At 53.7% G+C, this 23,754-nt stretch carries 19 protein-coding genes and 3 pseudogenes; 11 read left to right on the top strand and 11 right to left on the bottom strand.

Annotated elements, in window-relative coordinates:
• Positions 1 to 120 precede the first annotated feature (120 nt).
• The 9 genes and pseudogenes from CPY51_RS09300 to CPY51_RS32805 all read left to right on the top strand — a co-directional run.
• Positions 121 to 1,158, top strand: a complete 1,038-nt coding sequence (locus CPY51_RS09300; RefSeq protein ID WP_111159966.1) for a class I SAM-dependent methyltransferase — start codon at positions 121 to 123, stop codon at positions 1,156 to 1,158.
• A gap of 2 nt (positions 1,159 to 1,160) precedes the next feature.
• Positions 1,161 to 4,382: a glycosyltransferase gene (locus CPY51_RS09295; protein ID WP_111159965.1), complete on the top strand. Its 3,222-nt coding sequence runs from the start codon at positions 1,161 to 1,163 to the stop codon at positions 4,380 to 4,382.
• A complete protein-coding gene (locus CPY51_RS09290; RefSeq protein ID WP_206607243.1) occupies positions 4,343 to 5,431 on the top strand; it encodes a GDP-mannose 4,6-dehydratase in 1,089 nt (362 codons plus the stop codon). The genes CPY51_RS09295 and CPY51_RS09290 overlap by 40 nt, the downstream gene beginning before the upstream one ends.
• Positions 5,432 to 5,451: 20 nt before the next feature.
• Positions 5,452 to 6,534: a GDP-mannose 4,6-dehydratase gene (gmd, locus tag CPY51_RS09285; protein WP_195909485.1), complete on the top strand. Its 1,083-nt coding sequence runs from the start codon at positions 5,452 to 5,454 to the stop codon at positions 6,532 to 6,534.
• A 4-nt stretch (positions 6,535 to 6,538) separates the two neighbouring features.
• Complete coding sequence (gene fcl, locus CPY51_RS09280) at positions 6,539 to 7,486, top strand: GDP-L-fucose synthase (RefSeq protein WP_111159963.1); 948 nt, start codon at positions 6,539 to 6,541, stop codon at positions 7,484 to 7,486.
• Positions 7,464 to 8,222, top strand: coding sequence for a glycosyltransferase family 2 protein (locus CPY51_RS09275; RefSeq protein WP_476705523.1), 759 nt, complete (start codon positions 7,464 to 7,466; stop codon positions 8,220 to 8,222). The genes fcl and CPY51_RS09275 overlap by 23 nt, the downstream gene beginning before the upstream one ends.
• A gap of 128 nt (positions 8,223 to 8,350) precedes the next feature.
• On the top strand, positions 8,351 to 10,639 hold the full coding sequence (locus CPY51_RS09270) for a DUF7024 domain-containing protein (RefSeq protein WP_111159961.1): 2,289 nt from the start codon (positions 8,351 to 8,353) through the stop codon (positions 10,637 to 10,639).
• A 433-nt stretch (positions 10,640 to 11,072) separates the two neighbouring features.
• Positions 11,073 to 12,923 carry a hypothetical protein gene (locus tag CPY51_RS09265; RefSeq protein ID WP_111159960.1) on the top strand — a complete coding sequence of 617 codons (1,851 nt, stop codon included), beginning with the start codon at positions 11,073 to 11,075 and terminating at the stop codon, positions 12,921 to 12,923.
• 32 nt (positions 12,924 to 12,955) lie between these two features.
• Positions 12,956 to 13,081: pseudogene (locus CPY51_RS32805) on the top strand (YecA family protein); the annotation flags it as partial.
• Between the two features lie 619 nt (positions 13,082 to 13,700).
• Here the strand turns inward: CPY51_RS32805 and CPY51_RS09250 are convergent.
• A pseudogene (locus CPY51_RS09250) lies at positions 13,701 to 13,972 on the bottom strand (IS5/IS1182 family transposase); the annotation flags it as partial.
• A gap of 33 nt (positions 13,973 to 14,005) precedes the next feature.
• Here CPY51_RS09250 and CPY51_RS09245 point away from each other — a divergent pair.
• Both CPY51_RS09245 and CPY51_RS09240 read left to right on the top strand, forming a co-directional pair.
• Positions 14,006 to 14,221, top strand: a pseudogene (locus CPY51_RS09245) (hypothetical protein); the annotation flags it as partial.
• A 230-nt stretch (positions 14,222 to 14,451) separates the two neighbouring features.
• Positions 14,452 to 15,408 (top strand): hypothetical protein, encoded by a 957-nt coding sequence (locus CPY51_RS09240; RefSeq protein ID WP_146260106.1) that lies wholly within the window; start codon positions 14,452 to 14,454, stop codon positions 15,406 to 15,408.
• Between the two features lie 219 nt (positions 15,409 to 15,627).
• Here the strand turns inward: CPY51_RS09240 and CPY51_RS09235 are convergent, their stop codons facing one another.
• Genes CPY51_RS09235 through CPY51_RS09190 form a run of 10 tightly spaced genes read right to left on the bottom strand, consistent with a single transcriptional unit; the run spans position 15,628 to position 23,743 of the window.
• The gene (locus CPY51_RS09235; protein ID WP_111159957.1) at positions 15,628 to 16,344 is read right to left on the bottom strand and encodes a transaldolase; all 717 of its coding nucleotides are present in this window, start codon (positions 16,342 to 16,344) and stop codon (positions 15,628 to 15,630) included.
• Positions 16,341 to 16,871, bottom strand: coding sequence for a D-glycero-alpha-D-manno-heptose-1,7-bisphosphate 7-phosphatase (locus tag CPY51_RS09230; protein ID WP_111159956.1), 531 nt, complete (start codon positions 16,869 to 16,871; stop codon positions 16,341 to 16,343). Before CPY51_RS09230 ends, CPY51_RS09235 begins: the two co-directional genes overlap by 4 nt.
• A complete protein-coding gene (locus CPY51_RS09225) occupies positions 16,872 to 17,471 on the bottom strand; it encodes an SIS domain-containing protein (RefSeq protein WP_111159955.1) in 600 nt (199 codons plus the stop codon).
• A complete protein-coding gene (locus tag CPY51_RS09220) occupies positions 17,468 to 18,175 on the bottom strand; it encodes a nucleotidyltransferase family protein (RefSeq protein ID WP_111159954.1) in 708 nt (235 codons plus the stop codon). The genes CPY51_RS09225 and CPY51_RS09220 overlap by 4 nt, the downstream gene beginning before the upstream one ends.
• On the bottom strand, positions 18,172 to 19,155 hold the full coding sequence (locus tag CPY51_RS09215) for a GHMP family kinase ATP-binding protein (protein WP_111159953.1): 984 nt from the start codon (positions 19,153 to 19,155) through the stop codon (positions 18,172 to 18,174). The genes CPY51_RS09220 and CPY51_RS09215 overlap by 4 nt, the downstream gene beginning before the upstream one ends.
• Positions 19,139 to 20,149 carry a Gfo/Idh/MocA family protein gene (locus tag CPY51_RS09210; RefSeq protein ID WP_111159952.1) on the bottom strand — a complete coding sequence of 337 codons (1,011 nt, stop codon included), beginning with the start codon at positions 20,147 to 20,149 and terminating at the stop codon, positions 19,139 to 19,141. The genes CPY51_RS09215 and CPY51_RS09210 overlap by 17 nt, the downstream gene beginning before the upstream one ends.
• A gap of 34 nt (positions 20,150 to 20,183) precedes the next feature.
• Positions 20,184 to 21,059: an SDR family NAD(P)-dependent oxidoreductase gene (locus CPY51_RS09205; protein WP_111159951.1), complete on the bottom strand. Its 876-nt coding sequence runs from the start codon at positions 21,057 to 21,059 to the stop codon at positions 20,184 to 20,186.
• Positions 21,059 to 22,360 (bottom strand): UDP-glucose dehydrogenase family protein, encoded by a 1,302-nt coding sequence (locus tag CPY51_RS09200; RefSeq protein WP_111159950.1) that lies wholly within the window; start codon positions 22,358 to 22,360, stop codon positions 21,059 to 21,061. Before CPY51_RS09200 ends, CPY51_RS09205 begins: the two co-directional genes overlap by 1 nt.
• A 1-nt stretch (position 22,361) precedes the next feature.
• Positions 22,362 to 23,324, bottom strand: a complete 963-nt coding sequence (locus CPY51_RS09195; protein ID WP_111159949.1) for an NAD-dependent epimerase/dehydratase family protein — start codon at positions 23,322 to 23,324, stop codon at positions 22,362 to 22,364.
• A complete protein-coding gene (locus CPY51_RS09190; RefSeq protein WP_195909484.1) occupies positions 23,321 to 23,743 on the bottom strand; it encodes a GtrA family protein in 423 nt (140 codons plus the stop codon). Before CPY51_RS09190 ends, CPY51_RS09195 begins: the two co-directional genes overlap by 4 nt.
• Positions 23,744 to 23,754: the final 11 nt, after the last annotated feature.

The following is a 23,754-nucleotide window of genomic DNA, read 5'->3' as shown; positions in this document are numbered from 1 at the left end:
AAGGGACATTGGCGACATAAAGTTTCCACTCTTTCACTTAACATTAACTTCCCAGCGGTGTTCCGCGGTACGACGGACTGACGGGAGTGAGACAGTATTCAGTGCTAGGAAAACCAAGTAATGTATAAGCGAATTTGCTGGTGCGGCAATAACGAGCTTCTGCCGTTCAATGCTGAATATGGAAGATGTGAAGAGTGCGGCACACTCGTCTCGGTGGGTGGCTTGTCGGACAAGGAACTTCAGGTTTCAGACGACGATAAGGATTTCTATGGAAAGCAATACTGGCTTGAGCACCAAAGCGAAGATTTAGGCTTTGCGAATATCTTCGGTCGTGCCCGCAGTGATCTGACGGATCGAAATCTGCACTGGTTAAGAACGCTCCTCAGGTACCAGGTGCCGCCCGCAAATGTGCTTGAACTAGGCTGTTCGCACGGGAGTTTCGTGGGATTGATGCGCCAGGCGGGTTATGATGCGTCTGGAGTGGAGTTGAGCCCTTGGGTCGTGGAATTCGGACAAAAGACATTCGATGTTCCGATAGCACTCGGCCCCGCGGAAAATCTGAACCTTATCCCGGGAAGTTTTGATCTCGTTGTTTTGATGGATGTGCTTGAACATTTGCCCGATCCGGAAGGGACCATGAGACACGCATTGGGCCTGTTGAAGCCTGAAGGTATGCTCATTATTCAAACACCGGAGTTCAAAGAGGAAATGACATTCGAAGAGCTGACTGCTTCGCAAGGTGCCTTCCTTAAAATGCTTCAGCCTGACGAGCATGTATATCTCTTTACGAAATCGTCAGTAAAGCGTCTTTTCAATCGCTTAGGTGCAGACAATCTAGTGTTCGAGCCCCCTGTATTCTATCAGTATGATATGTTTTTCCTCGTCGGAAGACAGCCAATAGAGGCACTTTCCGATGATAGCGGGCAAGATGCACTTGCATCAAGACCGACTGGCCGATTTGTTCAGGCGATGCTTGATCTGGACAGCCGCATCAAGGTGATAGACGCCGATCGCGCCGAGCGGCTCGATCAAATCAACACATTGAGCGAGCAGATTAAGATCATCGATGCCGATAGAGCTGACAGGCTGGAGCAAATTAATACGCTGACCAGGATGATCCGTGAATTGCAAGCCTCTGTGCGGGAAATAAATAGTTGATCATGCAGTCTTCCAGCCAGCCACCAAAAATCTCGATCGTTACCCCGTCGCTGAACCAAGGACGCTTTCTGCAACAGTGCCTTGACTCGGTCGCTGCCCAGAATTGGGGAAACCTTGAGCATTTTGTCATCGATGGCGGATCGACCGATGACTCTTTGGAGATTTTGAAGCGTAACGATCAGTTGACAAGTTTCGTGAGCGAACGCGATAGTGGTGCCGCCCACGCCATCAACAAAGGCTTGGCAAAGTGCACTGGTGATATCGTAGCGTGGCTGAATGCGGACGATTTCTACCTACCTGGCGCGTTTGAGGAACTGGCCGCCAAGTGGCGGGAGAAACCCGACGCGAGCTTCTGGTTCGGCAACGGCCTTCGCGTGGATGAGGCCGGTAAGACAAAAGCAGTCTTCAATCCCGGCCCAATAATCTACAATCGTGATGCATTGATTGAGGGGCTGGATTATATCCTGCAGCCTGCGACTTTCATGAACCCGAAAGTTCTGAAGGAGGCGGGCGGGTTAAACATCGATTTGCGCTGGAGTTTCGATTGGGAGCTCTGGATTCGCCTTGCGGAATTAGCTCCGCCCGCGACTATCGATGTGCCGTTAGCGGCGTCCCGCGAATGGGGCGCAACGTTGACGGCGAACGGAGGTTTTCGTCGGGCCGAGGAATTGCGCCTAATGGCAGAGCGCTATAGCGGTAAGGCGACGACCCATGGTGCAGTGTCTTATTGGCTGGACACGCTAGTGAACGCGATGAAATCGGATCCTTCCCTGTTCAAAGGCGATGTCCAAAGCGCGCTTCACGAGTTTTGGTGTGCCGTCCAATCTGATATGCAACGACTAAGTGTGAATACCATGGGGATGCCCACGAGCCGCTCCGCGGAACCGGAGCGACCGGCGATCCTCGGTGATCTTTTCCCGAGATACTCCGGGGCTTCCGATAGTTTAACGCGACGGGTGAAGCGTGTCCTTCGCAAGATAGTTCGACTAGTCGGAGCGGATCGACCAACCACTTCCCATCAGCCAAAACTAAATCCGCTCCCCATCAAGGAAGGTGACATAGAAATTGTCTCGTTTGCTGAGCGCCCTCAACCGTTACAATCCGGGATAGAGCGGCTGGTCGAGAATGCCAACGATATCGCGAGGCATCCCGGGGAAATCGAACGACTGGTGATCGGCGTCGATCTCTTCCCTCTGAACGCCGGGACGTCCGGTGGCATCGTGCCATGGGTAAAAGGCGTCCTTCGCGAGATGGTCCGGCTTTACCCAATGGATCGAGTGGTGCTCTTCCATCGGCCGGGGCCACCTCCTCTCCTGTTTGAGGGGGAGAATGTAGAGTTCGTCCCGCTCGCCGAGCACCCCGTAGCTTTTTACAGCGAGATGGCTCGCCATTGCGAGTATCTGCACGTGCGGGCCATCATTCGCACTTATCCGCAGGAGCACCATCCGAATATTCCATTTGAACGCCAGATTTTCGTCATCCCGGACATTCAACACGAATTTTTTCCAGAGTTCTTCGCCAAGGATGTGCTTGCAGCTAGGCGGCGCGCTTTTGCCTATGCCTTGTCCTGTGGCGGTGCAATTGCGACGATGACGGACCACTCGCGCGCCACATTGGTGAAAAATGGCTGGACGATCACCGACGATGTATTCCTGATGCCGGCGGCGTTGCCGGAAGAACTTCGCGCTGAGCCCGCCGACGGCGCCCTGCCCGAGAAGGCGCGCGCCTTTGACCGGTTCTTCTACATGCCGGCAAATATCTGGCTGCACAAGAACCACCACCGGCTATTTGAAGCCTTTCGCGATGTGCAACCGCTATTACCGCCGAACACAGGCCTGGTCCTGACGGGCAGTCCGGATGGGTTTATCGATGCTATCAAGGGCTTCGAAGATCTTCCCATCGTACACCTTGGCTTTGTTCCGCACGAGCAAGTGGCGGCACTCTTCCGAGAGGCCGTCGCCTTGGTCTATTTCTCGCTTTTCGAGGGCTTCGGCATGCCATTGCTGGAAGCATTCAATCATGGCACGCCTGTTCTTTGTAGCAATGCAGCCTCATTGCCCGAGGTAGGTGGAGATGCGGTGCTGTCCTGCGATCCGACCGACGTCCGCGCGATGACACAGCTCATGTCTAGGATTGTCAACGAAGAGGGGTTGCGGGAGTGCCTCTCCGCAAAGGCAGCGAAACGTCTCGCGGCATACAATTGGGCAACACCTGCTCACAGCCTGCGGGCCGCGCTGAATCGAGTGGCGCATGCTCCAACGCGAGAGAAACGGCGGCCGCTCCTGAGCATCGTGATGCCAACCCGTAATCATGCCCACTTCATCCGGGCTTCGATCGACAGCGTTTTGTCGCAGAGCTATGAGAATGTCGAACTTGTCGTGATGGACGGCGCTTCGACCGATGAAACCGTCGAAATTCTCAAGAGTTACGGCGATAAGATAAGGTGGATTTCGGAGCCAGATAAGGGGCAAGCCGACGCCATTAACAAAGGCATGCAGAAGGTTGGCGGGGATATTCTCGCCTATCTCAATTCCGACGACATCCTGTTGCCGGGCGCTCTCGAAAAGGCGGTCGCCTATTTCAACGATCATCCCGAGTGCGACATGATCTATGGCAACGCAGACTATATTGATGAGGATGGCAACATAACGGGTCTCTATACGACAGCAGAGTTCACGTTCGAACGCCTGATGCAGGATTGCTGCGTCTGCCAGCCGGCTGCGTTCTGGAGACGTCGCATTGCCGAGCGAACCGGCCCATTCAACGCTGAGCTGCAGACCGCTATGGACTACGATTACTGGCTGAGGATCGCTTCGGGCGGCGGCATCATTCGCCACACCTCTGAAAAACTGGCACAGTCGCGTTTGCACAAAGATGCCAAGACATTGGCTATGCGTGGCAAGATCTTTGAAGAGGTATTCGATATCTGCGAAGAGCATGGCGGCTATGTCAGCTACAGCTACTACAATGGCCTCTGGTCCTATCGTCTTTATGAATCATGGGCAGGTGGGGCAACTTTCCGACGCATACTGCCTCGTGCGTATAGATTGCCAGCGATGTTCCATTTCTCCAGCCAGCTTGTTCGCATCAGGCGTAAGCGTCATAATATAAGAAGTGTTGCCCGCACCGTCTTCAGCGTCGTCGATCGTCGATCACCGGCTATAGGTACCGTCCTCAGGAAGGCGTGGCGCAGATCATCAACCCTTCGCAGAGGCTTCAGTTGAGCAAGCCCGTCGAGATGGAAAGTGATACGGACGCACCGGCCAAACGCGCATTGATCACAGGCGTGACAGGCCAGGACGGTTCCTATCTGGCTGAGCTCCTGCTCGAAAAAGGCTACAAGGTCTTCGGTTTGGCACGGCAGGAAAGCTGGTACAGGGCGAATTGCGCCAGTCATCTCACCGGCAAAATCGAGATTCTGTTTGGAGATGTTTCTGAAGGGATCGACCTCGCGACGGCCGTGCAGGACGCAAAGCCCGACGAGATCTACAATCTCGCCTCCCAGTCGCGCCCCGGAGAATCCTGGTCTCGGGCGCCGGAAACGCTGCTGGTCAATGGATTGGCGGCAGTAAGGCTCTTCGAGGCGGTTCGGCATAACTGCCCCCTCGCGCGGATATATCATGCTTCTTCGTCTGAAATGTTTGGCCAGACCCATGTGGAGCGCCAGGACGAGCACACGCCCTTCAATCCCGTGAACCCCTACGCCGCTGCCAAGGTCTATGCTCATCAGATGGCAGGCATCTACCGCGACAGTTACAATATGTATATTGCCAGCGGCATCCTCTTCAATCACGAAAGCGAGCGGCGGCCCCTGCATTTCCTGCCACAGAAGGTCGCGTACGGGGCAGCGTGTCAGGCGCTGGAAATTACCAATTCTCCGGATCGCAACGAGCGGGGCCGGCCCATCGTCGAGGATGGCAAGCTGGCACTGGGAAATCTGCAAGTGTCGCGCGACTGGGGTTATGCGCCGGATTTTGTCCGCGCAATGTGGATGATTTTGCAACAGGACCAGCCAACAGACTTCATTATCGGAACGGGACTGTCGCATACTCTTCAGGATTTATGTGAGGTAGCCTATCAAAGCGTTGGCCGAGACTGGAAAAAATGTGTATTCAGCGATCCCGTGCTTGTCAGGCCGCTGGAGCCAAGAAAGACGGTTGCCGATCCAACCAAGGCTAGAGATGTGCTGGGATGGCAGCCTAGTGTCGGCTTCGAAGAGATGGTAGGGCGTATGGTCAAGGCTCAAATACGTCGACTGCAGCATTTCGTGTAAATTAGGTAGAGATAAAAATCGTGAAAAAAGTACTCATTACTGGTGTCACCGGTCAGGATGGCTCCTACCTCGCCGAGCTTTTGCTGAACAAGGGCTACGAGGTTCATGGGATAAAGCGTCGGTCGTCCTTATTTAACACCGATCGCATCGACCATCTCTACGTAGACCCGCATGAGAGCAACCGTCGATTTATTTTGCATCATGGTGATCTGACCGATTCCACCAGCCTGATCCGCATCATTCAGGCGGTTCAGCCTGACGAGATTTACAATCTTGCGGCTCAGTCGCATGTCGCCGTTTCTTTTGAAGAGCCAGAATACACGGCCAATTCCGATGCACTGGGTGCGCTCCGGATTCTTGAGGCCATCCGTATTCTCGGCCTGGAAAAAAAGACGCGCTTCTACCAGGCCAGCACGTCGGAACTGTACGGTCTCGTGCAGGAGACGCCACAGAAGGAAACAACTCCTTTTTACCCCCGGAGCCCTTACGCAGTTGCCAAGCTGTATGCCTATTGGATCACGGTGAACTATCGTGAAGCCTATGGCATCTACGCTTGCAATGGCATTCTGTTCAATCACGAAAGCCCGGTACGCGGCGAAACCTTCGTGACGCGCAAGATTACCCGAGCGCTCGCACGTATCAAACTTGGCCTCCAGGATTGCTTGCACCTTGGAAATCTGGACGCGAAGCGCGACTGGGGACATGCCAAGGACTATGTCGAAATGCAGTGGTTGATGCTGCAGCAGCAGGAGCCGGAAGACTTCGTCATCGCCACCGGCATTCAGTACAGCGTCCGCGAATTTGTGGATGCCGCGGCAAAGGAAATCGGGATCGAGATTCGCTGGACTGGCAAAGGCGTCGATGAAAAAGGGTTCGATGCGAAAGGCAAATGCATTGTTGCGGTCGACCCTCGCTATTTCCGTCCTGCCGAGGTCGAGACATTGCTCGGTGACGCCAGCAAGGCGAAGGAAAAGCTCGGATGGACGCCTAAAATCACCTTCTCCGAACTCGTATCCGAGATGATGCGCGAAGACCTGAAGGCGGCAGAGCGGGATGAAGTCGTGAAGAAGCACGGTTTCAATACTTACCAATACCACGAGTAGACAAATGAATAAGAACGCCAAGATTTATGTCGCAGGACATCGCGGCATGGTGGGATCCGCCATTTTGCGTCGTCTCGATACGGGTGGGTATTCAAACGTTGTTACCCGCACGCGTACTGAGCTTGATTTGACGCAACAAGCAAAGGTCGCCGAGTTTATGGCCGCCGAGCGCCCGGATTATATATTTATGGCGGCCGCCAAAGTGGGTGGTATCCACGCCAATGATGTTTATCGGGCGGAATTTCTCTATCAAAACCTGATGGTCGAAGCGAACATCACCCATGCAGCCTGGCAAGCCGGCGTAAACCGGATGCTGTTCCTCGGATCAAGCTGCATTTATCCACGTGATTGTCCTCAGCCGATAAGTGAAGAGTATCTTCTGACCGGTCCGCTTGAACAAACGAACGAACCATACGCTATTGCAAAAATTGCCGGCGTCAAACTTTGCGAGAGCTATAACCGGCAGTACGGCACGAAATATCTCAACGCGATGCCGACAAATCTATACGGCCCCAACGACAATTACGACCTTAGCAAGAGTCACGTGCTGCCCGCATTGATTCGCAAGGCGCATGAAGCTAAGATCCGTGGCGATGCGACCTACGAAGTATGGGGTTCCGGCAAGCCGATGCGCGAATTCCTCTATGTCGATGACATGGCTGACGCTTGCGTCTTCCTGATGGAGCATGAGGAGATCGAGGAGGGCCTGTTCAACGTCGGCACGGGGCAAGATGTTACCATTCGAGAACTAGCCGAAACTGTCATGGACGTGGTGGGCTTCAACGGTAAGATAGTATTCGACAGCTCCAAACCGGATGGCACCCCACGCAAACTTTTGAACGTCGAACGCTTGCGCAAGCTTGGATGGCAAGCACGCACAAAATTACGCGATGGGATCAAGCTCGCCTATTCCGACTTCCTGTTAAAGAATTCCGAGGCCCAAGCTGACTGAGCCCCTTGTTACGGTCGCAGTGCCATCCTTCAACCAAGGTCGCTATCTTGAGAAGGCATTGACTTCAATCTTTGAACAGGATGTTTCGGTCGAGGTCTTTGTGATGGACGGCGGCTCGACCGATAACTCCATGGAGATCATCGAGAGCTGGCGTCACCGCCTCGCTGGCTATAGAAGCGAGCCTGACGGCGGGCAGGCTGCGGCCATAAACGAAGGCATTGCGCTTGGGCACGCCAAATATGTTTGTTGGCTCAACAGTGATGACTGGCTTTTGCCCGGAAGCCTTTCGAGGCTTGTTCAAGCCGCCGAACAGAGCCCGCGTTCGGCTATGGCGTATGGCCGTTGCTGGAATTTTATTCAAAAGACACAAGCACGGAGGCCCGTATGGGTAGAGCCATTCACTGAAAGGCGCTTGGCGTTGCGTTGCATTATTTCGCAACCTGCCACGGTCATTCAGCGTGCTGCATGGCAGAAGGTGGGCGGGCTCGATCCTAACCTCCATATGACGATGGATTACGATCTGTGGTGGAGACTCTATAAGGAATGTGGGCCTCCTCGCTTCGTGGATGATTACCTCGCGGTAAATCGCGTCCACGAAAGCACAAAGACGAAAACCCAGCGAGTGCGCCATTACCGAGAGGCTATTGCGACCGTTCGAAAACATTACGGCAGGGTGCCGTTGAAGTGGTGGCTCGCACAGCCCTACGCGGTCTGGTTCAAGTCGCTGGTTCGTTAGGCCCTTCTTGATCCTGCGCGGATGGGATATGGCACTATCGAGCACCACAATCTCCGATAGACACTAATGTCCAATTGGTGTTTCTTTTCCGCTTTTGCCTTACAATTACCGATTCTTGGAGTCGAGGAATGCCCGAAGTGCTTACAACCATTCTTAAAGCCGGCGCTTGGACTCTCGCTGCAATCACGATTTCTCTCCTAATATCCATCCTCGGCGCCCTGACATCATCCCTCGTGAAGGCAGCGGGAGTTAAGGTCCGGCCGTTGTCGATCGTAGAGCAATTTGCGATCGGTTTCATCGCAATTTTTGTACTCTCATGGTACAATTTTGAGCTTGGGGGAACAGCGAGAGGACTATTCCAAATAATACTGGCTATTATTACCCTATTTCTCGCTGGTATTTTCGTTGGCCGGAAAAATATATTACTACGAAATGTTTCCGAATTTTTAAATCAAACGCGCATCGAGGCGAAAGTATTATTAGCATTTTCTTTTTACTTGTTTGCGGTACTTTTATACGTTTCCCATTCGGTGGCGCAGGAAGATCTCAATATCCAGATTATAAATAACAATGATATACACAGCTATGTAGCAAGCGCAGATTTTCTTCTCAACCGAGATCGAATTGTCCAGAAAATCGGTAACATTGATTTTAACGTTTTTCCAAAATCCGATGTCTTTGGCGCCTTTATCTTCCTCGCATTTTCGGCATTCATGTTGAACGACAGCCCCGTGCACGCCACGATGATACCTATGGCGATCGCATGCGCAAGCGCCGCGACCGCGGTGTTTGGGATGTCCCGAAAAGTATTTCATTTAGACGGCATTACAAGTATATCTCTTGGATTCTTCTTGCTCTGCAACATTTTATTTCAGTATATTTGCCTTAACTACTTTTTATCTCAAGTAATGGCGTGCGCCGCTTTGCTATTGACCGTCTTTTTTATCCTCGATAATTTTGTACATCGCTCTGATCGTTTGGATATTTCCTTTATGGCATCAGTAACGGGCCTTCACACTGTATGCATGATTTTCATCTACCCGGTGATGGCTCTGCCACATTTCATCATTCTTACGCTCCTATCCTGTTCTGCAGCTACTATAACCGCTCTTAAATCGAACGTAGCTAAATCTAGACTCCGATTGACTGTTTCCATCGCGTTGAAATGCACACTATCCTTTGCTCTTACCGCTGCTGTTTCAATACTTTTTCTTGCCCCAGAGAGATTTCTAATTGCAGTTATAAAGACACTAAAGCTCGCCGTTCCAAATATAGCGGGATGGCCGCTTGAGCCCGTTGGTCCCCTGGCCTTGTTAGGATACCCCGAATCTTGGCCTCCCAGGTCTCCTGGTCCACAGACCTATATAGAATGGGTAGGGCTATTTATAATTGTTGGCGTTGGCCTTCTCGGGATATCGCGTTCGGGTCAAAATTCGCGAAGCAAACAAGCGCAGGGTATTAGCCTGGGATTATTTGCGTTTCTTTCTGCAGGATATATTTTAATCGCGTTGTTCTATGGGCCTTCATACCAGCAGTGGAAATTTGCAGGATCATATCCGGTTCTTTTTTCATTTTGCGTTCCCGCCGCAATTCTGATAGGTGCGAAGAAATTGTCCAAAGCGCAGATGTTCGCCGCTGCGAAGGTCGTCCTCGTGATTGGGGTGGTTGCGCAGTTTTCTTACGTCGCGGCAAGGTGGCAGTTTGTTCGGTTCTCTTCGGCATTTGAAAGCCTAAGTGGAATTGATGAGATTTCATCCTCCAATTCTGTCTATATCGATTTGCCCGCATACGCAGACCGCATGCTTGCAACTAATTACATAAAGACAAAGTCCATTCAGTTTCACGGGGCGACGTATTACGGACCCGGCTCAAAATTAGAAGATCTTCGACCGGGTACGTTGGCCCTTAGGCGAGATCGAGAAAGTTGTTATCTCGGTTCGAAAAACATCGAACTGAAAGGCGGGTTCTTCCTGACGACAAATATCTTGCCGACTATGGCGCCAGGCGATCTCGTTCAATTCAGCAAGCCAGATAGTTGTTTATATACAGAAGGTGTAAGCGACAACGAGCCATGGGGTTCCTGGACTGAAAATCGGAATGTTCGGCTCGCATTTCACCTTAGCAATCCTCCGGACCACGATCTGCGTTTAACAATGAAAGTGCGGCCTTTCCTATCTGCTGGCAAAGTGGATCGACAAAGGGTGGACATTTCGCTTAGCGGCTCCCCCCTCTTTCAGGCCACGCTTAGCGCCGCTGACCCAATAAGTTTGTCCATGCAAATTCCGAGACAACGGCTTCCTGCCAATATGGTCGATATTAGGATCGAGCTTCCGGATGCCACTACTCCAGCGTCTGTTTCCGAAAGCTCTGACACTAGATTGCTTGGTTTGGGACTTATATCACTTGAGGTTGATTGAAGTGTATTGGATCTTTGCTAGGACCGTAGCATTGCGGACGGGCTTTGGATACTTGGAGGTGGAGTCCGCGCGGAGCGAAGGGGGTGTTCGCGCGCTCGGGGTCGCGAAATGTGCAAAGCGATTTTCGCCCCTGTATTGCTGACCAGTGCCTCCAGAGCCGGCACTGGCCAGTCATGCTTGGTGAGATCAACGCGAGGAGTAGCGTAACACCCGACCTTAGCTGCCCCAACGTTCGGACCAATCTTCCTGCACCGCTACAAGATATGTCGAGGAAGAATTTCGTGCAGACGGGCGATCTCGGCAGCCCAAAACCCCTCGCCGTCTTAAAAAAGGTTCATGTTTCCAGGAGGTTGCAGGAACTAGTTCTGAGCACCTATTGCAGCCAGCCGACCCCAAGTAACGGTCAGCGCAAGTTCGCACGAGAAGGTACGCAATGTTTGATGTCATTTTTTTAGTTGTTTTTCTGCTCGTATGCACGGCCGTCGGAATTGCGATTACAAGCCGGTGCAAATTCAGCGGAACATACCTTGCCGCGCCGGTTGTGGGCTTTGGGATTATAGCCACAATATCGACTTTGGCCTACCGATATGGCGAGACCTCTCACCAATGTACATTCACGATATTGGCCGTTGCAACGGCTGGTGCTATTCTATCGGCGAGGAGGGTGATTTCCGACATCCGGGCCCGCCCTCTGTTTCCTTTTCTTGTCGTGATCCTTGTCGCGTTTCTAGCGATTCTCCCGAAGTGGACGGGCGGCGAGCAGTTCTATGCGGTGCAGATTAACCCGTCCGACCAGATCAATTACCTTCAGTTTTCCACCGCGATTAACGAATATACCTATAGCATGATAAAAACGCCTCCTTCCGATTGGGGCGTTGCAGGCAACATGCAAGGTTTCGCGACGAAGTTCATTGACCTTAGACCAGGCGTAAATATCGTCCACGCGGCCTTTTATTGGCCATTCTTCAAAACCGCCATCGATGGCTATTATCCGTACATGGCGGCTCTCCAAGTGCTTATGTCTTTGTCGGTTGCGTTCCTCGTTCTTCAGGTTGCACCGAATCGGCTATCAGCGGCGGTCGTGCTGGGTGCGATCTATGCGCTAGGGCCACTCTTTCAACATGTCATTGACCTTAATGCTTGGGGCCAAGTCGCCGGGATGCCTCTGGCGTTTATATCAATGGGACTTGGCTATCTTGCAATGTCTACAAAGGGAGCGTCAGTGTGGCTTCTGGTAAGCCTTGGCGCATCCCTTTCGGGCATACTGTTTATCTACCCAGAGATATCAAGTATTGTTGCGGTTTGCGGCATTATTACAGCGATTGCCAGCCTTGCGGCTAAGCGCGATATCCGCGCGCTGTTTCGAGCAACAATTCCATGCATCGCCGCGATTCTTGTCGCATCCCTGTATTGGAAGGGTACGATCGGCTTCCTATTGCCACAGCTCGGTTTCGCATCGCAATTATCGAGGATCGATTGGGCGGCATATTTTGATCAGCAGCTCTTCGGGCGTGACGTCGATTACTGGCCCAGGATCAATCAGGGCACCCCGCTGACACATTACGCACACGCGTCAGCAATTATCGATCCTGCAATGGGCGAATTGGGCCTGTTCTATTTGTTGCCAACGCCCAACATGAACATAAACGTCAGGACCCTATTGAAGGCGCTTTCCGCCATTTATATGGCCGCCCTTCTGTTATCGGCGTGGGTTTCCGCGAGAACGAGTACCGACAAACCGTTGCTCATTGGGCTAGCGAGTTGCTTCGCCATTCCATTTTACGCACTATACCAAGGAGTGTTCTGGACCGCCGGAAAGGCGCTTGGGATGGCAGCTCCGGCACTCTTTATCATCGCCGCACTTCCTATCGTGCTCCCGGTGAAGTGGTTCTGGAAACTGCCTGCTATACTCCTAGCGCTCGTATATCTGAGCTTCGGGATTGCGCGCCCGATTGCTGCAACCAGTGAAAGCGGTTCTCCCTACCCCCCGCCCTATCCCAATCTCCCAGACAAAGCGGCGACAGATTGGAGCATCTCCAGCAAGGAAACAATGCTTCGCTCATGTCACGGCATCAATCTTAACATCGGCAACGCGTTTCTTGATACATTTGTGCAGGTTGCTTTGACCGGTGAGGCGCTAGGCTGGCGCACACTTCAAGCGATCAGACCGTTCAATGAAGAAACCACGGTCCTGCAGCAGCCGGGTGCTGCCGATTGCCTTGTCACAGATAGCGATGCGCTGCCCGGATACAAGACAGTCGTTGATTTGCGGCGGAAGAATTAGGATGCCGAGGCCGCGACGTGATCGCGACGGCGTTTCCAAAGCCGCCTGAGGCCATCCTTAAAGACGCCTGGCATACGATTCCGTTCGCCGTCGAGAGCATCTACGCGCACTGCAAGCCGATGCGCTTTAATCCAGGCGCGCCCGCAAACGACGCTTAGTCCGGATTGGAGACCGGCGCTTCCTATGTTGCCTTTGGCGTCAGTCGACCTCACGACGTAGCGCACTGAGAGGATCCGGCCGCGGGCCGACACAGCCTTTGAACTTCCAAAGAAAAGTCGCCTCGAAAGGACGTCGTTGCTGATTTGTGTTGATCGTTTGCAAATTCGCTTCTAAGTTGACTCACCGATCATGAAGACGAAAGCAAGATGATACCTGACGACGATGTGAGAAATTTAAGATCTGAGTTAGGATTTCTGCTCCCTCTTTTTCGTCGGCTAGCGCTAGCGGCGGGATTTTTTGTAGTTTCCTATCTTTTCATATCGATTAACAGCTATGGGGTAGGCCACAAGGTTCTTATCCCGTTCGCTGTGGCGGTACTGGCCAGTGGATCATCGAGTGCATGGGTAGCAAGATTGGCGATTGCTATTCTCACAGTCATGACTGTCATCCCGATTGAGGCCATCCATACTATCGCGAGTGTTGTTGCGGGTACTCAGTAACGCGCGAGCTAGAGCGGCGGCGAAGATGCAAGCACCGCGTCCCGCATGCCATGGCGATCAAGTTAGCCGACGAGTGGTGAAGCGCCCACTCAGACTAGGCCGCAGACTCATAACGATCTCATCCAATTCTGGCTGCTGCCAATTTGACGGCAGCGAGAAATTTCATCGGGTCTTTGTCGTCGCGGGTGGCGATACCTCTGAGCTGTTTGAGTTTGCTGAAGAAACGCTCGACGAGATGCGCTGTCGGAAGACCCATTGGCTGAAAGGGAAGCTTCCCTTCCGATTGTTCTTGGGAGGAATATTGGCCGACGCCTGCTTTTGCTTTGCAAATGCTCTTATAGCGTTGGTGTCGTAGGCCTTGTCCGCCAGCAGGATCGTACCCTTGGAGATTGCCTGACAATAATTCCGCCGAGCGGGCTCTGCGTCTCAAACGACGATAATCTGTCGTACGGAAACATCATTAGCGTCTATACCGCGGACGACGAGGCCGTCACTGCGCTCACAGACGATGGCATGGAAGAACTGAAGCAGATGCTCTCCCACGCTCGCCGCTCACCCGACGAATGGAACGACTTCCTCGACAGTTTCGTCGACGACAAACAGCTCGTTGCTCGTATCAAAGCGAAATCTCTGCGGTAACAATCGGCGGTTACGGTATGGGCTATGAGTGAGCCGCATGCGAATGCAGGGTGGCAAGCTGTCAAGGATGGTTACGCTGGCAAATTTCAGCTACCGGCAAAATTAGATTGCGCACCACTTAGGCTGCTATCGATTGGCAAAGCCGATCATCTTGGCAAATCATTGCTGTCGTGACTTTCTGCGTGGACAAAAAGCTGCTATCCGAGCATCTCAAAAAATAGACGAGGCTCATGATTACAATGATTAACCCATTTTCAGCACTGTCCAATACCTGCCTTCGGCTCTTTGATTACTTGGAAAATATGTTCAAGTCCCTCGACAGCAACTCCGATCGCCTGAGCGATATCCAGATTGAAATATCGTGTCAAAGGTCTGAGATTCGCACCCTCATAGAGCAGAATGTCATAATCAGCGATCAGAGCCGCGCAGCAAGTCTGCTTGCGCTTGATTCGTTGATACAGCGACATCCACGTTACCGTGACCGGCGATGCGTCAATGCGGCGTACGGACAAGTTTACAGTCAGAATAACGAAGACGGTATCATCGCAGAAATATTCGCTCGGATCGGTACCGATACAAGGACATTTGTTGAGATCGCCGCTGGTGACGGCGTCGAAAACACTACACGTCTACTCCTCGATTTAGGTTGGACAGGCGTGTGGGTTGAGGCCGGGGAGATCGAAGGCGCCTCCATACGATCTGTGATGGCCGCCGCCATCTGCGATGGACGGCTTGTATATCTCCAGCAGAAGGTAGATCGAGACAATGTCGACGGCCTTATAAAAGGCGCCATTGAGAAAACTCCCGATTATGTTTCTTTAGATATCGATTATAACACCTCGCATATATGGTCAGCTCTTGAAACCCTTAAGCCAAGGGTAATTTGCATCGAATATAATGCTCACTTCCCTCCAACTGTCGACTATGAGGTTCCCTACGACTCCGAACGCTCATGGAATGGAACGACTCGTTTTGGTGCTAGCCTGAAGGCATTGGAGCGCATCGGTCGCGAGGCCAATTACAGCCTGGTGGGTTGCGACATTTTTGGTGTCAACGCGTTTTTTGTCCGAAGCGACCTATGCGACGAAGATAAATTCTTGGCACCGTTCACCGCGGAAAACCATTATGAACCTCCCAGGTTTGATCTTGTCCAGATGCGAGGGCATAGGCGGCATGCGGAATTCTAGCGAGCCTTTTGTTCCCTCCCTCCTTGTCAGGTCAGGATCCAATCAACAGCAGTAAATTCGGATGGTGGGTCAATCCCCGGCATTAGTAGCCAAGCTAGCCGCCGGTCTTTAAATTCTTTCCTCGAGGCAGAGCGCGGCGATTGCGATAGTCGATTTGCAATCGCCGGATAAGATTTTCGTCAAGATTTCAGGAAAGCCAACGAACGCCGCTAACGATATTCAGAGTTTAAAACCCGCGGCCGTCGCATCGTTATAGAACATCTTCACCGTATCCAGAGAATACGTGTCGAGGTCATAGCCAACCAGAGACAGCTTCTTCAGTATGTCGTTGGTCACCGTGATGACCTGGCAGCCGATATCGTCGGCCTGGAAAATATTCAAAAGCTCGCGCGGGCTTGCCCAGATCAGTTCCGCAGCGGGCGCAATCTTCAGCATTTCGACGGCAGCCATCATCAGCGGAATTGGGTCGCGGCCAGTGTCTGCGATGCGGCCAGCGAAGACTGAGACATAACTGGGGACATTCGGATCAAGTGCCGCAACGACATCGCGGACCTGTGCCAGGGTCATGATCGCGGTGACATTGAGCTTCACCTTTTTCGCGGCCAGCTTCCTGACCAATGCGTAGCAGGTTTCCTGCTTGGTGTTCGTGACAGGGATCTTGACATAGACGTTGTCGCCCCAGCTGGCGATTTCGAGCGCCTGCTTTTCCATTTCGTCGAAATCGTCCGAGAAGACTTCGAATGACAAGGGCTTGTCGGCGATCGAAGTCAGGATGTCCTTGCAGAAGGCACGATAGTCGGTGATCCCGACCTTTTTCATCAAGGTCGGGTTGGTCGTCAGACCCTTGATGTAGGGCTTGGCGTACATTTCCAGCATGCCAGCTTTGTCGGCGCCGTCAGCGAAGATCTGGACCTTGAGGTCTTCAACTTTTTTCATGCTCTTTCTCCAAGGATAACATCCGCGGCCTCTCTTAGCGACGACACGCGGCGAACTTCTGTTTCAGGTTGTTTTTCGTTGTAGCTGTAGTCAATAAAGATAGTCCGGCAGCCTGCATTCTGGCCGGCTTCGATATCTCGCCAACGGTCTCCGACCATGAAGCTTGCACTCAGGTCGACGTCATAGTTTTTTGCGGCGGACAATATCGATCCGGGCAGAGGCTTACGACAATCGCAGCCATCGCCACTGTCGTGGTAGCAAGTACGAAACTCGTCGATCGGCAAACGGGACCTCAGGAAATCGTTGATCTCCTCGACCGTCTCCCTGGCCGTCGTGCCCCGCGCCACGTCAGGCTGGTTGGTGACGACAATCAGCAGATAGCCGGCGGCCTTCAAGTCTCGCAGAGCGCTGCCCACGCCTGGCAAGACCTCAGTCTGGCTCACATCGGCTGGCGGATACGGCTTACCGTCGCGCACAATGGCACGATTGATGACCCCATCACGATCCAGAAAGACAGCTTTGGACATCTATCGGACTGCCGATTCCCACTTTGTCTGGTTGGCCTTCAGTTTTGGATGCGAGACGAGCAAGTGCCAGACGACGGCCTGAAACGCTTCAGAGTGCGGCGTAATCGTCTCGGTGTTCACGGTCGGTACGACGACGCAGACATCGGCCACCTGTGCTGTGTACCCACCATCGCGTCCGACGATCCCGGTGACCTTCGCACCAACTGACTTTGCAAGCTTCAGGGCTTCCACCAGGTTGGGACTGATGTTCTTTTCAAGATTGCCGCCGCCGACCGAGAGGATGAACAGCACATCCTTGGCGTTCAGCTTGCTGATCTTCAGCCATTCAGCAAAGACAGTAGACCAGCCTTCGTCGTTCGTCCGGGCGGTGAGTTCCGAGACATTATCCGTCGGAGCATAGCTTTCGATACCGACGATCTTTCGAAAATCGTTTACCGCATGCGAAGCGTTGCCGGCGCTGCCGCCGACGCCGAGGAAGAAAATGCGCCCTCCTTCGGCTTTCACCGTGGCAAGCAGATCTGCCATGCCTTCAATTGCGTTGACATCCAGCTTCTCGATGATTTCGGAAGCTTCATTGAGGTGCTGCAGCGAGTAGGTCATGATGGCTTTCTCTCATGGAAATAGGCTTCTGCTTCTTTCAGACCGCTGTGGGATCCGATTTCGTAAAAGCGCTCGTGAACTTCGTAGCCGGCAAGATCGTCTTCGACCGACAGTTTGTGGTAGAGGTCCGCAAGATCGAAAATCTCGCCTGCTTTATAATTCGCAAATGTGCTGGCCTTAAGTACACCGAGGCCATAGTCGATGTATCTCATTTCCGGCCGCGGCGATTTCTTGTTGTACTCAACCAGGCGGCCATCTCGAAACAGAACATTGCTTTTGTCCCATTTATCGCCGTTGTTCAGCACCGTCATAAGGCCGGCTTTTCCGCTTTCCAGGAATGCGTCTTCGACTCTCGAAAAGTCGATCGGCAGGTAGGAATCGCCATAAAGCAAAAAGAAGCCCTCGCCGAGCAGCGGCAAGGCCTGCTTGACAGCGCCTCCTGTTCCGAGAAGCGTCGGACCATCCGGCGAATACACGACATCGACGCCAAAAGCCGAGCCATCGCCGACGACATTCTCGATCATCTCGCCGAGATAGCCGGTGCATAGCACGACCCTCTTCACACCCTGCTCGCGCAGATAGTCCAGCTGGCGACAGATGAACGGAACGCCTGATACGTCGACCAATGCCTTCGGAATGGTTTCCGTGATCGGCCTCAATCGCGTCGCAAGCCCCCCCGCCAAAATCGCAACGCTCAGCGTCATGACGTTAGAACCACTTTCGTGCCTTCAAAATCAAAGCGAAAACGCACTTCTTCCAGTCCGGCATGTGCCATGGCGTGCCGCAGCTTGTTGCGATCATGGGCCATGAACATCAAGAACCCGCCTCCGCCTGCGCCGACAAGTTTGCCACCAACGGCGCCGCTCTTCATGCCAAGTTCGTACCACTCATCAATCTTCGCGTTGCTCATGCCGCCGGATCTGCGCTTCTTGTGTTCCCAGTGCTCATGCATGAGTTCGCCAAAGAGAACGCTGTTGCCGGTTTCCAACGCGTCGCGGCTTCGGTATCCAAGGTCTTTGACGTAGTGCAGGTTCTTCAGCATATCGACGTCATTCTGCTGCGACTTCGTCTGCTGGTCCTTAAGGATACCGCTGGCGCTGCGGGAAAAGCCCGTAAAGAACAGCAGCAGATTATCTTCAAGGTCGAACATCGTATCCATCGAGAGGCCGAGCGGCTTGGCGGTGACCGTATCGTCCTTGTGGAACGTAAAGCATGTCACCCCGCCGACTGCGGCGATGTACTGGTCCTGCTTGCCGATCGGCTCGCCGAGGCGATCGATTTCGACATGGCAGGCAAGCTCTGCGAGCTCTTCCTGGTGCAAATGTCGCTTGCGATGGGTATAGAGCGCCTTCAAAAGGGCCGTCGTGAAGCTGCCCGAGGAGCCAAGCCCGGTGCCGGCCGGAATATCGGCCAGCGTGGTGATTTCGACCTGGGGTGTCTTGAAGCCCACCATCTGCAAGGATTCGCGGATGATTGGATGCTTTACGTCGGATATCTTTTCGACATGCTCGAGCTGCGAGTATTTCAGGTAGATGCCCTCGGTAAAGGGGCGCATGACCGTCACGTAGACATACTTGTCTATCGCCGCGGAAACGAGGAAACCCTCATTCTCCCTGTAGTAGGAAGGGAGGTCTGTTCCTCCACCTCCGAGCGTGATGCGCAAGGGGCTACGCGCTATGATCATAGCCAGACTCCTGATAAATTTTTTCGATGATTTTCAGCGCTTCGGAAGCGTCGACCAGTCCCGCTGACGTCGGCCTATCCAGCCTAATGTCATCATAGAATTCTTCGATCTCGACTGCCCATGAATTGTCGGCCATCGGGTATTCCCACGCGAGAGTTTCCGGCGGCCCCATTTCCGGCAGCATTCGGTAGTGCGTAAGGCGCTCGACCCCGTAGCTTCCGCCGAGGCCAGAAATCTCCAGCTTGCCAACTTTCCCATAGATTTCCATGGAGAAGGTGTTCTTCCACTCGGTGCAGGACACATGAAGGAACGCCGCCATCTTCTTCGGCGTTTTCAGGATCATGAAGCCGTTGTCGTCGACGGGCATGTCCCAGAAATAGGTGTGGGCAAATCCCTGGATCTCGGAAAATTCGCCCAGAAACCAGCGAGACAAGTCGATCAGGTGAGGTCCCTGGTCTATCAACTCGCCGCCCCCTGATAGTTCGGGGTCTGCGCGCCACTCGCGATCATAGCCCGGTCGTCCCCCGTGTCCGTAGCGGGCCCGGATGAACATCAGCTCGCCGACTTCGCCGGCATCGACTATCCCTTTCGCCTTCTGCAAGGCGCGGTGGTAGCGATGGCTGAAGCCGACATGCACCTTGACGCCATGCTTTGCCGCGGCCTCGATGACGGGTTCCAATTCGGCCGATGTCCGAGCTGCCGGCTTTTCCACGAGCACGTGCTTGCCCGCCACGATTGACGCAAGTGTGATCTCGGCAAGCGAATCGTGCAACGTGGCAACGATCACGAGATCCACGTCCGCCAGCAACAAGACCTCGCGCCAGTCGGCGAACGCTTGAGCGCCCACGCTTTTGGCGAGACTTTCTGCGCGCACCAATTCCTTATCGGCGCAGGCAACCAATCGGCCGCCTGCCCCGAGGGCCTTTGCTCGCTTCTGGCCTATCAACCCACAGCCGATGATCGCAACGCCAAGGGGTTTGTTGCCTGCCGTCATGCGTCACCCAATTCCAGTATTCTGTCGAACGCCATCACTTGTCGCCCCATGTGAGGCCACGGTCGCGGCCGGCAATACGCCGCAGTGTGTAAGCATCGCTGGCAGCCAGTTCTTGGCGATGCTCGGGCCATTGTTCCCAATTATCCCATACGGCGCTTATGAGCTTTCCTGTAATGCCATCGCTAGCCGACGAAGCCAGGAAGACTGCCAGCTCCGCGCCTATCTCGATCGGGGCGCCGCCCGTTTCCTTCTGCTTTACGGAACGGTCATAAAACGCCTGCCCTACCTTTTCGGGCCCGGCCTCGAGGACCTCCTGCAGCATCCGCGTATTCAACGCGCCTGGAGCAATGCAATTGACGTCGATACCCGACCCGCGCACCTCCTCGGCAAGCGTTTCGGCAAAGCGAACAATTGCCGCTTTGGAGGCCGCGTAAGCACTTATTCTGGGCAGAGGATTGGTTGCCCCTCCACCAGAAAGCTGAATGATTTTTCCGTATTTCTGCGCCTTGAAATGCTCCAGCACCTCGCGGCACATCAAAACTGATCCAAGGACGTTGATTTCCATCGCCCGGACCCATTCGGACCAGTCAACCGTTTCGATCTCACCCTTGGGTCCATAAATTCCGGCGTTGTTCACGAGGATATGACACCCGCCAAACGCAGCCATAGTGGCGCTGAACAGCGCCTGTACATCAGCCTCTTTCGAGACATCGGCCTGGATGGCAACAATCTTTTGACAAGGCTCAGCCATTCCCGTCAGCTCGGTGCAGACTTCGTCGAGCAGATCCTTGTTGCGGGCGCAGAGCATAAGATCAGCTCCGGCTTGTACATATTTACGGGCGATTTCCAAACCGAGGCCTTGATTGGCGCCCGTAATGATCGCGACACGGCCGGTGAGTTGCTTCGACATTACGCGCCCCTCTGCGCTTGGCCGCCAACCGAAATGTAGCGCAGGCCGAGGCTACGTGCTTGAGCCTGCAGAAATCGGTTCGCATCAATAACAGCAATCCGCTGGCTGACGTTGGACGGCAATTTTTCAATATCGCTGCGATAGTCCGGCCACTCTGTGCCAATGACCAGTACCTGCGCACTCCTCGCCGCTTCGACGGCACTGTGATGACGCGTGGCTGCGGTTTCCCAATTATCCGGCAGATCGGTGGCGGCCGGATCGTGGACGTGCAGCGTTGCGCCTTGCGAGATGAGCCAATCGCACAATTCCACCGATTGTGACCGGCGCAATGTGCTGGTGCCGACCTTGTAGGTCAGTCCCCATACCGCCACATCGACACCAGTCAGATCGTCGAATAGACCACGCAGTTTGCGGCGGACCCAGTTTTTATGCTCGTCATTGCTGATCTTTACCGACGACAGAAGCGGCGTTGCCAGATGAGCTGCAGCACTCGCCTGCCCCAGATATTCAATGTCACGGGCGAGCGTGCCGCCGGCAAAAGGACCGCCGGGAGAAAGATAGGCCTTGGGGCCGATCCGGACCTCGGTTTTCAGGCCACGCTCCACCTCTTTAGCATCGGCGCCGACGATCTCGCAGATGGCGGCGATCTCATTGGCAAATGTCACCGAGGTCGCCAGGAAGGCGTTGATCGCGTGCTTGGTCATCTCGGCAGATTCGACAGACATCCATTCCAGGCGGTCGGTAATCGGCTGTAGGAGCGTGGTAAGCTTTTCCTTCACAGCCGCGTTGCGAACGCCGAGGACGATGCGGTCTGGCTTCAGGAAAACATTGAGTGCATTCCCGAGCCGCAGATTTTCCGGACTGTAGACGAATTGCAGATCGCTACGATCAAGCGATAGCGCATGCTGCTCCAGTTTTCTGATCGATCCGACAGGCATTTGCGAGGAGACGATCACCACCGCCCCCTGCCGCATGAAGGGAAGGCTTGCACTTAACCTCGAGAACACGAAATCTATGTCTGCGCGATCGTCGTTATCGACCGGTGTATCGTAGGCCACCCAAACGACTTCGGCGTCCTGCAATGCAACCGCGCTGTCGGTCGTGAAAGACAGATTGCTGGCCTGCAAGCCGGCGGCCAGCAGGTCGTTCAAGCCCGGCTCAAGGAGGGGCGCCTTGCCATTTTGCAGATCCGCTATCGTCTCCTGGTTTTCATCCAGACCGATAACCTCGTGCCCGATGGAGGCCAGGCAAGCGGCAGTCACGGAGCCGAGATGCCAAAGTCCCAGTACACACAGTTTCATCTCAAACCCTTGTGGTGAAGACCCATTCGTTGGCCTGAAGATAGCTGACCGTCTTTAGCACGCCCTCGCGAATGGTATATTTCGGCTTCCAGCCAAGCGCCTGTATTCGTTTGGTATCAAGGAAAATGAAGGGATTGTCGCCGATCCAGCCGCGATCTCCACCGGTATATTCCAATTCCGGCTTCACGCCCAAGGCTTCGCAGATCCAACCAATCGAGTCATTGACTTCGCAATAGCCATCGACGCCCAGATTGAAGATGTTGACCTTGCCCTCGGCTTTGTCCATCGCCAGCAGGATAGCGTCGATGCAATCCTGCACATACAGATAGGATTTTCGCTGCTTGCCATTGCCAAGAACCGGCAGGCGCGAAGGATCGGCCTTCAACTTATCGTAGAAATCGAAGACGTGGCCGTGCGTGTAGCGTTCGCCGAGAATAGAGACGAAGCGGAAGATGCACGCCCTGAAGCCGAAACCTTCACAATAGGCCGAGATCAAGCCTTCACCTGCAGCCTTGGAGGCGCCGTACAGCGATGTCTGCACAGGGAAAGGGCCGTCTTCAGGGGTCGGAACGACTGGAGATTCGCCATAGACCGAGCCGGTTGAAGAAAAGGCAATCTTCTTGATATCGTTGGCCCGCATGGCCTCGAGCACGTTGTAGGTCGCAATGGTGTTCTGCTCCAGGTCCTTGCGCGGATGACTGGTCCCGAACCGCACGTCAGCATTTGCAGCCAGATGGAACACCGCCTCGCCGCCGTTGAATGCCGCCGTGAGCGCAGCCAGGTCGAGCAGATCCAGTTCCACCAGCCGAAACCGCGGGTTCTGCAGGGCACCGTCGAGGAATCGACGCAGGCCGGTCGAGAAATTATCGACACCGATGACAGTGTGGCCATCCGCGAGCAGGCGATCCACCAGGGTGCTGCCAATGAAGCCAGCGCAACCCGTCACGACAAATGTATTGCTCAAAGCGGTTCCCTTTTATGGTGAAAGACCCAATATTTCGTCATCACGTATCCCAGCCCAAGCGTTACAGCAACACCCAAAGCCGCACCAACGTAGGGTGATTGCTGGGCCAAATCCACGACAACATAGACAACAATGATGGTAATGATGTAGTTTGTCAGAGCTACGCAGAGATAGCGTACTATCTCCATCAGCACGTCGGTATCGCGGTTTCTAAAGGTAAAAGCCTTATTGGCTAAAAAATGAAACGAAATAGCCGAAACGTAGCAGATGCTGACAGCTAGCAAATGCTCCAGACGCAGAAATTGCACGAGAACAACGAGCAATCCGAAATAGATAACCGCTGTACAGCCTCCCACGGTTAGGTATCGGAGGAATTGCAGTAGGCTCTGCCGATCCTTTGGGATCACTGAAGTCAGCACTTGGTCACCTC

The sequence above is a fragment of the Arminella tubonensis genome (assembly GCF_003240585.1).
GTDB classification, from domain to species: domain Bacteria; phylum Pseudomonadota; class Alphaproteobacteria; order Rhizobiales; family Rhizobiaceae; genus Rhizobium; species Rhizobium tubonense.
The sequence above is the reverse complement of the archived record's forward strand: the minus strand, read 5'-3'. Positions and strand labels throughout refer to the sequence as shown.